We start from the raw sequence: 12922 nt of genomic DNA on the forward strand, positions 1-12922 counted from the left end.
CACAAGCTGATAGATCGATGTTTAAAAGTGCACTCTCCCGTCCCCGACATATTTTGTCACGTCTAAAGCATCTATCTATTATTTGGAAAACCAAAGGCACACGCCATACTTTATCAAAAGTATTTAAGAAACTTTATCTTAAGCTAGATACTACGCCGCCGGCAGTGATTGAAGCAGCGCCGGCAATGGCAACAAATGACGATCCTTACGCGCGTTGGCTTAACAAACATTATCCCAGAAAAGCCGATCTTCGGAAAATGGCTGAAACCTTGGAAATTTTTCCTTACAAGCCGGTTATCAGTGTTATCATGCCGGTTTTTAACACACCAGAACGTTTCTTAAAAGAAGCAATTGAATCAGTTATTCATCAGGTTTATCCCTATTGGGAACTGTGCATTGCAGATGATGCTTCAACAGAATTGTATGTAAAATCGATTTTAAAGGAATATGCGGAAAAAGATTCCCGCATAAAAGTTCTTTTTAGAAGTAAAAATGGCCACATTGCTCGCGCTTCTAACTCAGCTTTAGAAATTGCCACTGGCGAATTTGTCGCACTGCTTGATCATGATGATTTATTAACGCCAGATGCCTTGTATGAAGTCGCGTTGCTGCTAAACCGGCATCCCGAAGCCGACATGATCTATTCAGATGAAGATAAAATTGATGAGGGTAATTGCCTCAAAGATCCCTTCTTCAAACCGGACTGGTGTCCCGACTCCTTCCTATCCCGAATGTATACTTGCCATTTGGGAATCTACCGGCGCTCAATTTTAAATGAAATTGGCGGATTTCGAGCCGGCTATGAAGGTAGCCAAGATTATGATCTTGTTCTTCGCTTCACAGAAAAAACCGAAAAAATCTTCCACATTTCTAAGATTCTTTACCACTGGCGAGTTCATCCAGAATCAACCGCAACCGGCACCGCCAGCGTCAAATCTTATGCTTACGAAGCCGCAGAAAAAGCGATTACAGAAGCCATTCACAGACGCGGCGAAAAAGGAAAAGTCACAGGCGTTACTGAGTATCTTGGACACTATACAGTTCGCTACAAAATCTCTGATTATAAATTAGTCAGTATCATCATTCCCACCAAGGATTTAGCAGGAATGCTGAATCAATGCCTGGAATCGATCTTTAAAAAGAGCGTTTACCCCAACTATGAAGTCATTGTCATAGATAACGGCAGCACAGAAGCCGCAACCGCCAAACTTTTTGCTGATTGGAGTGCAAAAGAACCCAGCCGGTTTAAATGTTACCCGCTCGATATTCCCTTTAACTACCCTAAACTTAATAACTATGCCGTAACCCAAGCCAAAGGCGACTATTTGCTCTTTTTAAATAATGACACAGAAATCGTTACACCCGATTGGATTGACGCAATGGTTGAGCAAGCGCAAAGACCCTCAATTGGAGCCGTCGGGGCACTTTTATTATATGACAATGATACCATCCAACACGCGGGCGTTGTGATGGGAATTGGGGACGTTGCCGGACATAGTCACCGGCATTTCCCCTCCACTACCCCCGGCTACGTTTGTCAGGTGAAAACTATCAGTAATTATTCAGCCGTCACCGGCGCTTGCTTAATGTGCCGACGCGATGTTTTTGACAGCATTGGAGGATTTACTGAAGAATTAGCCGTTGCCTACAATGATGTTGATTTGTGCCTAAAAATGGTTGCCAAAGGATATCGAAATATCTATCTTCCCCACGTCGTTCTCTACCACTATGAATCGAAAACCCGGGGTTACGAAGATACCCCAGAAAAAGAACTACGACGCCTCCGAGAAGCAGCAATTCTCAAAAGCCGGTGGCAATACATGATCGATCATGATCCTTGTTACAGCCCTCATTTAACCAGAGGACGGGAGGACTACAGTATTAATATATGATGCCAGACTTTCTAATTATTGGCGGTCAAAAATGTGGCACAACTTCCCTGTACCAGTATTTGATTCAGCATCCTCAAATTCTGCCGGCAGCCCAAAAGGAAGTACACTTTTTTGACCTAAATTTTTCTCAAGGAATTGAGTGGTATCAGCAGCAATTTCCCCTGCCAACTAGCGAACAGCAACTCACCGGAGAATCAAGCCCCTACTATTTCTTTCATCCCTGCGTTCCCCAGCGAGTCTATCAACTCTTTCCCAATATTAAATTAATCGTTTTGCTCAGAGAGCCGGTTGCTAGAGCTTGGTCACACTACCATCATGAAGTTAGACTAGGGTTTGAGTCCTTCTCCTTTGACGAAGCCATCGCACAGGAAGCGGAAAGACTCAACGGAGAAACCGAGAAGCTTTTAGCAGATGAAACTTACTATAGTTTCAATCACCAGCACTACTCTTACCTGTCACGCGGCATCTACATCAAGCAACTCGAAACCTGGATGGATCTGTTCCCCAAAAAACAGTTCTTAGTTATCAAAAGTGAAAACTTTTACACAAATCCTGGGAAAACTCTTGATCAGGTATTTGAATTTTTAGAGTTGCCGGCTTATCAACTTGACCACTACAGCAAGTACAATGTAGGGGATTACCCCCCACTTACGGAAGCAACCCAACGTTACTTAAGCGACTATTTCCAACTCCACAATCGCAAATTACAGGAATATTTAGGCATGACATTCTTTCCCCACTGAATCTTGCAAAGCCCAGCTAGCTGCCGGTTCTCCCATCCAGTCGAGTTCGGTAAATTTCCATTAATTGCGTAGTCTTATTCTATATTTTTGGCCAATCCAATGCGAGTTTTATTCCTTCATCCCAACTTTCCCGCTCAGTACCGCCATATTGTCACCGCCCTCGGCAGCGATCCCAATCATGAAGTAGTTTTTGGGACTAAAAATGAGCGTCCTGAATGGAACATACCGGGCGTCAGAAAAGTCGTTTTTACACCCAGTCGAGATCCGCGTCCAGAAACTCACCACTATGTTCGTCCTTTAGAAAGTGCTGTTCTCTACGGACAAGCGGTATTTCGCATCGCTGAACAGCTGAAAAAGGAAGAATTTGTACCAGATATTGTTTGCGGTCATTCGGGTTGGGGACCAACACTTTTTGTAAAAGACGCCTTTCCCAAAAGCCGCCTCCTTTGCTATTTTGAATGGTTTTATCACGCCTACGGTTCAGATGCAAATTTTGACCCAGCAGACCCTCTAAGCCTTGATGATTTTCCCCGCATTCGTGTTAAAAATTCCCCCATTCTTATTGATTTATATTCCTGCGATTGGGGCGTCTCTCCCACAAATTGGCAGCGATCGCAATTTCCTAAAGAATTCCACAGCAAAATTAGTGTGCTGCACGATGGCGTTGATACCGATTACTTTAAGCCAAACCCAGGCGCAAAATTGATTTTACCGAACCTGGATTTGTCCGGTGTTGATGAAATTGTTACCTATGTCGCACGGGGCATGGAACCTTATCGCGGTTTTCCAGAATTTATTGAATCGATTGCTTATATTCAAGAGCGCCGGCCAAACTGTCATGTTGTCGTTGTCGGCTCAGATAGAGTTTGTTACGGGAAATCTTTGCCGAACAACGAAACTTATAAAGAGCATATGCTCAAAAAGGTGCCACTCGATTTATCACGCGTTCATTTTGTCGGTTCTCTCCCCTATGGTTTGTACCTGAAAGTGATTCAGGCATCCTCCGCGCACATCTATTTAACCCGGCCATTTGTGTTGTCTTGGTCGATGATTGAATCCATGTCAACCGGCTGCTTAGTTATTGGTTCTGACACTGCGCCGGTGAAAGAAGTCATCCGTGATGGAGAAAATGGTTTGCTGGTGGATTTCTTCTCACCCAAGCAAATTGCAGATAGAGTTGATGAAGTCATGGATCACCCCACGCGCATGGCTGAGCTTCGCGTGAAAGCTCGCCAAACTGCTTTGGAGCGATATGCTTTGAAAGATATGCTAAGCCGTCAACTTCAACTGATTAAAGACGTTGCCAGCGGTTCTATGACCCCACAAAGCAATGAAAAGCCTCGGAAACAGAAAACGAGTAAAGGCTTTGAAGTTGCCAAACGTGGCTCTAATAGAGGTTAATTGATTTAGCGTGAACAAGCTAATAGTTTACTCAGTAGCACTCGAGTAATTTGACAATTTTAGGCCGGCTTCTGTTTAATCAACTCAACAAGCGAGATTCAAAAAGAGTGATTTATGCCCCAAGTTCTTTTTTCAATTATCATCCCAACTCGTCAGAGACACGACACCCTTAAATATTCCATTCAGAGCGTCATCAATCAAACTTATAAAGAGTTTGAACTAATCGTTATGGATAACTTTAGCACTCCAGAAACCGCTGAAGTTGTCGATTCATTTAACGATCCAAGAATTAAATATTATCGTGCAACTGAAAGGCTCTCAATGTCGGACAATTGGGAACTAGGTTTATCTTACGCAACGGGAGAATATATCTTTGTTTTAGGAGATGATGATGCTTTAATGCCCGACGGTTTAGAAATTGCGTTCAATTTGATCAATGATTCCAACCTTTCAATTATTTCTTGGAACCGCTTTTTCTATTGGTGGCCTAGCGCTATTGTTCCTTGGCGGCGCAACAGGCTAAGAATGGGCTTTTCCCAGGAAGCTGGAATTGTTAATTCTCATCAAAAATTGCTTCAATATTGTAATTATCATCTAACTTATGAATATTTGCCGATGGTTTATAACTCTTTTATTCATCAAGATTTGATTAAAAAAATCAAATCTATCCATGGTAAATATTTTATGTCCTACTGTCCGGATGTCGCCTCTGGCATCCTTAATGCCTATTTTTCCGAAAAATACTTGTATTCTTTTCGTCCCCTTTCAGTTATTGGAGTTTCAGGACATAGTACAGGAACCTCTGCCAACTACCAAAGCTTAAACGCGCAGCCTTTCAAAGATTATATAGAAGAAGAAAAAAAAGATATTTCTGCTGAATTGCACCCACGCTTGATTCCTTCAAAAGATCAATATATACTACTTGCTGATGTTATCCTTAAAACCAAAGAGCTATATTTCCCAGAGAACCAAGAGTTCGATGTTAATATAGAAGAATTATTAAAACGGATGTCTTTACGCATTAATGTAGATCCGGGAAGTTATGAAAACACTCTAAACGACATTAAATTATTAGCTCAAAAGTATGAAATTCCTCTTTCAAGGTTAAATATTCCTCCGAAAAAGATGGGCGAACGCGAACCCCCTCAAGGCCCTTTTGCCGAACCAAATGGTGTCATAACAACATTAATTATTAACTGTGAGCAAGCGGGGATATCTGATGTTGCTCAAGCCGCCATGCTAGCTGAAGGAATTTTGCCACCAAAAGAGGCTTTTATTCTGAAGATAAAGAACGCTTATCCAGTTATTTTCCAGGGAAGAAAGACAAAAGAAACTTTCTCTATTCAAGAAACTGTTTGTTCTCCCCGATTTTTAAACGAGCTAATTGGATGTGTAAATCTTTATCAAATTGATCCATCCGACTTATTAGTGCTAGCAGATTTACAAAAGCTTCGCAAACAACTGGCTGATTTTTGGCTGAGTGTGCCAACAGAGGCGTTAGAAACTTTCTACGCATCTGATGTTGGTAAAGCATATCGCGCACTTTTAAGCAGTGAAATGAAAGATCAGCCTCTGACTCCAAATGAACAAGCTTTTGTGAGCGACTTAACAGCCAATATGGATAAAGAAGTTAATCAACCAAAAGCTATTCATTACCTGCTAGCAGCCTCGCTTTACTACAGTGCCGACCGGCTGCCGGTGTCGGCTGATTTTTCTCACCTTCCCAAGTGGTTCCTCAGCGACTACCAAACATTGGCTAAAGTTTAATGTTTCACCCCTTGCTGCAACGATTAAATCAGCAACGGTGAGTTTTTTTAGGTTTTTCTTTCAACCCTGAAGGGGTAACAAGAGAGCTAAGAAATAGAGCGGATAATGGTTTGTGCCCTTAGACCTCGCTGATAAAAGTGGCGTTTATGAGAAGATTTACTGGTTAATTCTGCGGCCCATGGGTGATATTGTTCCAAGTTTTTTACCCATTGTTCTGCATCTAACCCAATCCCCAAGGTGCTGCGTCTTCGATAGATTCTTCCCGATTCTTTGGAACGACAGACATATTTTTTTCCCTGATGTCTGTTGATTTCATCCCCTTGCAGAGTAGACTGTAAATAAGCCAGAGACATCACCAAAATCATTGCGTTCAATCGCTCTCCTCTTAATCCAGTGCGTTCTAGGTTATAGCCCCCTCTTTTACAGTCTCGGAACATTTGTTCAATGCCCATTCTTCTTTTATACGCGGCAATTGCCACCGTTAAACTTCCCAGATTCGTCAAGATAAACCAAGCTTCTTTTGCGGTTTGACCCCGGTAGTTTCTTTTCCATTTCGCTGCCACAGAGAATCCGGCAACTGGCCGGGTTTTCCTGATTCTTCTGCCTTGATAATAGCAGGAGATTCCCGGCTTAATTGGTAACTCATCCAATCGCTGCCAAATTTGATTTTCGACTTCCAGACAAGTGGCTTTTTTCAACCTTAAACAAACTCCGACATGACTTGCCACAAGCCATGAAGCTAAATCTAGGGAACAAAACTCTCGGTTTCCTAACACCACTATTTGATAATCTTTGAATCTGGCTAAAACTGGGGAGGGTACGCTTTCTTGTTCCTCAAAGTTACTATTGCCTAAGTGCGGCAATAATCTCCAGGCTAAGGGAATAGCTCTTCTTTGCCAAATCACGCTCACCATCAGTAAGTTGATATTTTTCCACTGGCTGCGGTCAATCGCTAAGTATAACTTCTGATTCGGCTTTTTTGGCATCGAGTTCAAGAGCCAATAACTGATAATGGGCCATAATATGCGACTGACTGTTAAGCTGGGTAAATCCAAGAATCTTTGTATCTTTCTGCGTCTTCCTTCAAAAGTTATCCACAGCGGAAACACTCTCGCTATGGTTTCTAGTCTGACTTCTTTCTGGGATTGAATAATGTTGATTAGAATCAGCAACATCAAGAACTGGGCGCGGCCCAGTTGCTTCTCTAGATGCTCGTGATAGAATTGCTGTTTTTTGATTTTTGGGTTTGCTTGTCACTATAGCCGACCCATCTTTTTTTTCACCAAGCTCTCATCCTTTCTCTGTCACGGTTTCAGCTTTCTTGTTACCCCCCCCCAGCTTTCAACCTTTTTTACAGACAAACAAATACTGAAAACTCTCTGACTATACTAACCGCTTTGTTTAGCGAGAAGTTCTTCAAAAACTGAATACATATCTTCCGCAAACTTCTTAGGAGTCCACACAGGTGCTAAACCTTCTGGTTGTTTAGATCGCTCCAAACGCTCCCGAATTTCATGCCTTAAATCAGCACCAAGACCCAATCGAATTCCCCATTCTATATACTCTTCCCAAGATTGGCTAACACCTGCCTCAATGTCTAAGCTTTTTAAAAATGAGTAACCCTTTCTAGCAACACCTTGCTTACCTGTCCTCGTCACCATCGGCACATTAAACCACAATGCCTCTAGCGTTTGAATTCCACCATTATAAGGATAGGAATCTAGCAGCACATCAGCACTTTTACAAATAGACCTGTGTTCTTTCTCGGTTTGTGTTTGGGGTAAAAATTTAACTCGGTGAGAACCAACTCCCTGAGCTTCACAGGCTTGCTGATAAGCGGGTACAGTTACCTGTTCGTCTGCTAAACCTTTATAGAGTAGCACTCCATCAGGCACCTGCTTGAGAATTTTAATCTGCGCCTCTATCATTTCATCACTCAACTTGGAAGCCGGAGATACGCATAGGTAAACAACCTGATCCAAGCCAATCCTTAAGGATTTACGACCAGCATTGCGATCCATTGGGGTACTGTCAAAACCAGAAACCGCCATAAAGGAATTAGGCATCCTGATTAACTGTTCGGTGTAATGCTGCTCAGTGCCGGCTGGGTGCGTGTGCCAATCGCAAAGAAAGTAATTTTTATCAGAGATAAACGGTGCTTCACATCCTAAGCCAGAGATACAAACACGAGCCGGTTGGCAATCGAGGATCTCTGCATGACCAGAACTCGTTATAGAGTCCAAATTCACCAAGATATCTAGGTCATCTTCTAATATTTGTTTAACAATTTCCTGATCATAAAGCGAAAACTCTTCAGAAGGCTTTTTAAACTGATAAAATTTGGCCGCTACTTTCTCAAATTTCCGGCTTGTCTCATCAGATTTTATCCAATCTGTCGCATATAAATGAATGTGGGGGCTTAGCTGGGCTAGCTCCCCAATCACATCGAAACTGCTTCCTGCCGATGCCTGTTTTGTAAAATCTTTTGAAAGTAACCCAATTTTTAACTTTCCCTCCCGCGTCTTAAACGGTAAAGCTTCATTGATGTTTCCGAGCTGGTAAGGATTTACCCTCAAATTATTGGATTTGCGGTACTGTTGTCCAACTAATTTAAAAAGATTAGTATTTGCCTCTAGATCGTCTCGTAAGTGAGGGGCAGCCAGCAGCATACCACTGTATAAAATCGCTCTATTATCTTGATTTAAAGTCCCGGAACTCTGAATTATTTGCGTTTCTACCTCTTTAAACTTCTCTTCAGCTAATTGATGCAACCCTGATTTAAAATAGGTCACAGCAAAAGCCATCTTCGCTATAATTTTTCCCTTTTCCCCAGAGATTTCAAGATACTTATCAGCCGCTTGTCTTAAATAACTCAATTCATTCGGACCTGTCCGTGATGCGATGAGAGCGTTACCCAAACCTTGTTGCGCTGCCATGAAATCCGGTTTAGTGACAATCGCTCTCAAAAGACAGCGAACGGCCTCGGAGAAATTCTGTAAGTTGAACTGATCCTGCCGCTCATTCAATCGCCAAAGTGCCAACCCTAGCTGGCAATGAGCTTCGGCCCAATCGGGTTTGAGCCTCAGTGCGCTTTGATATCGACCAATTGCTTCTTGCCACTTGTCCTGCTTGAGCAAAGCATTTCCCAGATTAACTAGGAACTCGGCCCCACCCAATTCTGGCTTAAGTTCTAAAGCCCTTTGCAAACAAGCATTCCCCTCATTAAGCCGGCCCAGTTGCTTTAATAAATTCCCTAAATTCCAGTAGACCCCAGCTAGATCGGGGTTGAAGGTAACCGCTTTTTGATAGTAAGGCAGCGCCTCGTCAAGTCGGCCTTGCTTGTAAAACATACTGCCCAAGTTAGCCAAAGCTTCCGCAAAGTCTGGCTTGATATCGATGGCCTTTGAATAAGCTCGCATTGCCGGCTCTAGCTTACCTTGAGCTTGTAACACGTTCCCCAACGTCTTATACGCTTCAGCAAAATTCGGTTTGAGCTTCAGCGCTTTTTGGCAAGCTACAATTGCCTCTGTTAAACGGTTCTGGGCATAGTAGACCTCAGCCAACTGGTTTAGTACCTCAACCTGATCGGGTTCGAGCTCCAAAGCTATTTGGTAGTGGCCAATGGCCTCATCAAACTTGCCGGACTCTTTGAGCTGCTTGCCTGTGTTGAAATGAAGTTGAGCTGACTTGAAATTCACCAAAGAACCCTCACTCAAAATAAAATAGATAATGGGCAATAGGTAAAAGAGGCTGTAGGCTGGTGGGCGAGAAATGCCAAAACATTAATCTGCATCCTTCCCTCAAGACCATCGTTGGCATTATACGATTTTCCGTTGAGCGCTCAAACCTGTAGCCAAGCTTCGTCTATTCCCAGCTAGTTTCGTGAAGGCACGCTCTCAATCAAAGATAAAACTTCTATAGCCAGTTGCTATAATGCTTTCACGATCAACAAACACCCGAATGGGGCAAGGCTAACCCAGCTCAGGCCGGCACTATCCCCATCAATTATTAGCTTGAGATTTGATACTCACGTTAATTACAATGATCGCGCGATCAGGGGGCGTACCCCATCGCTTATTCTCACGTTCCGAATAAAGCCTTTTCCCCTCGCGAAAATCAAGCATTCTTCTAAGCGCTTAGCGCTAAAATCGAAAAACTTTTGCAACTCCCTAAAATTTTGGGAACTTAAGGAGGAGGCGATCTGTCTTCAACGATACACAATCAATGGGAACTCAGCCTATAAAGCTGGTGTGACAAGCGCAGCATTAACCTGTAAATTTTCTAAATACAGACAGCAGCAGGATAATATTGAAGCCAAGACAACTGAACTTGTCCAGACAGCAATGAGCAACACAAATCTTGAAAGAGGCAAGCAATCAAGAGTTTTCAAGACGAACAGGCTAGACACTGCGCTGTAATCTAAGATAGACTTGCTGCGGACTGAATAGACTAGACGACTGCCAATTTAACGTCAAGGGTTTCAGGCGTTAGCCGATTTGGCAAGTATGACAACTACTACGACGCGCAACAGAGGAGCGAGACCAGAAAATGGCGATCATACTCAACGATAGCAACAACGTACAGCAGCTAGTAAATGGCCCGGATACTGTACTCGGCCTGGGAGGCCAGGACATTATCCAATCTTTTAGCGGTGGGGGCAGTGCACTTTACGGTAACGCCGATGGCGACCGTCTCTTCGCTGAAGGACCAAACGACACCTTGGCTGGGGGTAAGGATAATGACACTCTGACGAGTTCCAAGGGAAGGACTTTACTATTTGGAGAGGAAGACGACGACACCATTAACGGCTCAAGTATCGGTAACGATTCGATGTTCGGCGGCGGTGGTGATGATTCTATCGTCGGTGGGGATGCTGCAACTGCACCGCCAAGTCCTTTCTTTCCGACCAGTGAAGAACTGCTGGCAACCAAAAACTCCTACTTTGGCAACCTAGGAGATGACACTCTCACCGGCAGCGGCGGCTCTGAAAGCATGTATGGTGGCCAGGGAGACGACTTGCTGGTTGCAACGGCAACTTCGACTAAAAACTTCTTGTCAGGTGACGTAGGTGCTGACACAATTTCCGGTGGCGGTGGGGGTGATACCGTCCTCGGTGATTACGACCCAAGGGGCGGCGGCGATGACAGTATTGTGGGTGGAGCCGGAGATAAAGTCTACTTCAACGGCAATATCGGCAATGACTACATAGAAGTGGGTGAAGGTTCTCAATCTTCGGTGTATGGCGGCCAGGGCAACGACTTTATTACTGCCGAAAATGCCGCTGGTGGTGCCGACGCCTCAGGAGAACTTATTTTGTCTGGGGACAAGGGCAATGACACTATCATTGCCGCCTACGTTAATGATACCGTAAGGGGAGGCGACGGCAACGATGTTCTATCGGGTGTAGCGGGGACTGCGGGAAGCGGGGAGGACACACCCTTAGAGCAAGGAACCGCCTTAGAGGGCGGCAACGGTAACGATATTATAGTCGGTGTCGGCTTTCAGAAGCTAATTGGTGGCGCAGGCAATGACAGCCTGTTCTCAACAGATGGCACAGACTTCTTTGAAGCTGGAGATGGTAATGATACTTTAGACGCAAGACAGGCTGAATCCTCATCTGGCCTAGTTTGGGCTGGCGGTAATGGGGATGACCAGCTCCTCGGTAGTGCGAATGTAGAGATTCTCAATGGTGGTGCAGGCAATGACACCCTGTACGGCAGCGTGGGTGCAGACATAATGACTGGAGGTGATGGTCAAGATCGCTTTAGCTACTTTCAACCAGGGGAGTTTGGTGACCGCATCGGTGATTTTGTCAGCGGCACTGACAAATTATTATTCCGGGGTGCTGGTATTGGAAACTTGCCAAGAGCATCCGGTTTAAATGACGCTCAGCTCGTGGTCGTGTCAACTTACAACGGCACAACCGGCGCTGCCGGGACTGCGCCTCTGTTCGCGTTTGAAACCACCACCAGGAACTTAATTTTTGATGTCAATGGTAGTACCGCCGGCGGCACATCTGTTGTCGCAACAATTTTCGGTGGCACCGTCACAGAGAATGACATTCAGATCATCTAAATGCTCTGATTAAGATAAGTGCCGGCTCTCACTTATTAAGCGCAGAGCTGTAATTAAATGAAGCTGGGGAGGCGATCCCCAGCTTTTTTGTGGGTTTTCGAGCACGGCCCTTTGAACCGACTGCACCCCACAATTTGCCTCAGCCGGCCCCTTGGGAAGTCTCTTCTGTAGCCGGAAAGCGCACTTGCCCCCCAATCAAACCAAGAAAAGCCGTGCCGTAGTGCTGAATTTCTAAAAACCCTGCTTGAGGTGGAGCCGGCTTATAAATCCTGAAAGTCTTCATGATTCCTAGAGTTGCTGCACTTTCCAGGGGGCCAACAAAGCTAGTATCCCGGTCTAAAAAATAAGGCTGCTTTGCCCAGTAAGCCATTTGGCCGGCATTCAGAAAATAGCAACCCGAATGAGGATTTAGCGCACGGCGGAACAGCACCGGCGTTTCCATAATCTTGCCCTTCAATTCCGCCTGTTCCCCCACATTCTGGAATTTGGCAGTTGCACGAGGTCGTATGTCGCCATCAATATAAGCTTTGTGAACTTTGCCGTAAAGCGATACCTCATAGCGATTAGGCTGGAGCAGGTTCAACTCCCCCGATATCTTGCTAAACCACTGTAATTTCACGAAAAACCAAGGGTCATGCAGAATTAAGTCGTCTTCCAAAAAACAGTAGTAGTCATATTTACCCAAACTATCCCGCAGTACAGCTTGGCACTCAAAGCCTAACAGCATTGGCTCCGCACTCGTGCCATGATGAGTGTATAAGTGAGACCGCAAGGGAACCTGGGACAAAATATGACAGTCTTGAGTTGTACAGACGATAATATCAATATCGTGAGATTGCGATTGATTGGCAGGCAATGCTAAAAGCTGGGCAATGTCAATAATGCTCTGAGACTTGCCAAATAACTGGTGCAAGGCAGTAATGCCGGCACTCAAAGCTTGGATACGGGGTTGCGGGTCTTTTTTTTGAGAACCGTGAGAACCACCACCAGCGGGATTGAAAAAATGGGCAATTGTGAACAGAATACGCATAGAGAATGCCAAAT

At 44.4% G+C, this 12922-nt stretch carries 8 protein-coding genes; 5 read left to right on the forward strand and 3 right to left on the reverse strand.

All coding sequences use genetic code 11. The features are described from left to right. Window positions 1–17: 17 nt before the first annotated feature. The 4 genes from H6F56_RS03115 (at window position 18) to H6F56_RS03130 (ending at window position 5803) form a co-directional block, all read left to right on the forward strand. Complete coding sequence (locus tag H6F56_RS03115) at window positions 18–1892, forward strand: glycosyltransferase family 2 protein (protein WP_190665391.1); 1875 nt, start codon at window positions 18–20, stop codon at window positions 1890–1892. Further along, window positions 1889–2635: a sulfotransferase domain-containing protein gene (locus H6F56_RS03120; RefSeq protein ID WP_309236426.1), complete on the forward strand. Its 747-nt coding sequence runs from the start codon at window positions 1889–1891 to the stop codon at window positions 2633–2635. The genes H6F56_RS03115 and H6F56_RS03120 overlap by 4 nt, the downstream gene beginning before the upstream one ends. Window positions 2636–2734: 99 nt before the next feature. Next, window positions 2735–4036, forward strand: a complete 1302-nt coding sequence (locus tag H6F56_RS03125; protein ID WP_190665392.1) for a glycosyltransferase family 4 protein — start codon at window positions 2735–2737, stop codon at window positions 4034–4036. Window positions 4037–4150: 114 nt separating this feature from the next. Continuing rightward, window positions 4151–5803 (forward strand): glycosyltransferase family 2 protein, encoded by a 1653-nt coding sequence (locus tag H6F56_RS03130; protein WP_190665393.1) that lies wholly within the window; start codon window positions 4151–4153, stop codon window positions 5801–5803. Between the two features lie 86 nt (window positions 5804–5889). Here H6F56_RS03130 and H6F56_RS03135 read toward each other — a convergent pair whose 3' ends face one another. Both H6F56_RS03135 and H6F56_RS03140 read right to left on the reverse strand, forming a co-directional pair. After that, entirely contained in the window at window positions 5890–6978 is a 1089-nt protein-coding gene (locus tag H6F56_RS03135) for an IS4 family transposase (RefSeq protein ID WP_190665394.1), read from the reverse strand. A 213-nt stretch (window positions 6979–7191) separates the two neighbouring features. Then, a complete protein-coding gene (locus H6F56_RS03140) occupies window positions 7192–9501 on the reverse strand; it encodes a tetratricopeptide repeat protein (RefSeq protein WP_190665395.1) in 2310 nt (769 codons plus the stop codon). Window positions 9502–10351: 850 nt separating this feature from the next. Between H6F56_RS03140 and H6F56_RS03145 the strand changes: the two genes are divergently transcribed. Next, on the forward strand, window positions 10352–11878 hold the full coding sequence (locus H6F56_RS03145; protein ID WP_190665396.1) for a calcium-binding protein: 1527 nt from the start codon (window positions 10352–10354) through the stop codon (window positions 11876–11878). A gap of 139 nt (window positions 11879–12017) precedes the next feature. Here the strand turns inward: H6F56_RS03145 and H6F56_RS03150 are convergent, their stop codons facing one another. Then, a complete protein-coding gene (locus H6F56_RS03150; RefSeq protein WP_190665397.1) occupies window positions 12018–12908 on the reverse strand; it encodes a calcium-binding protein in 891 nt (296 codons plus the stop codon). Between the last annotated feature and the right edge of the window lie 14 nt (window positions 12909–12922).

It is taken from the genome of Microcoleus sp. FACHB-672 (assembly GCF_014695725.1).
Taxonomy (GTDB): Bacteria; Cyanobacteriota; Cyanobacteriia; order Cyanobacteriales; family Oscillatoriaceae; genus FACHB-68.

Bases quoted from the DNA above. Each gene is read 5' to 3' on its own strand.
- H6F56_RS03130 (WP_190665393.1), top strand. From the start codon at position 4,151: ATGCCCCAAGTTCTTTTTTCAATTATCATCCCAACTCGTCAGAGACAC.
- H6F56_RS03125 (WP_190665392.1), top strand. From the start codon at position 2,735: ATGCGAGTTTTATTCCTTCATCCCAACTTTCCCGCTCAGTACCGCCAT.
- H6F56_RS03115 (WP_190665391.1), top strand. From the start codon at position 18: ATGTTTAAAAGTGCACTCTCCCGTCCCCGACATATTTTGTCACGTCTA.
- H6F56_RS03150 (WP_190665397.1), bottom strand. From the start codon at position 12,908: ATGCGTATTCTGTTCACAATTGCCCATTTTTTCAATCCCGCTGGTGGT.
- H6F56_RS03120 (WP_309236426.1), top strand. From the start codon at position 1,889: ATGATGCCAGACTTTCTAATTATTGGCGGTCAAAAATGTGGCACAACT.
- H6F56_RS03135 (WP_190665394.1), bottom strand. From the start codon at position 6,978: ATGTTGCTGATTCTAATCAACATTATTCAATCCCAGAAAGAAGTCAGA.
- H6F56_RS03145 (WP_190665396.1), top strand. From the start codon at position 10,352: ATGGCGATCATACTCAACGATAGCAACAACGTACAGCAGCTAGTAAAT.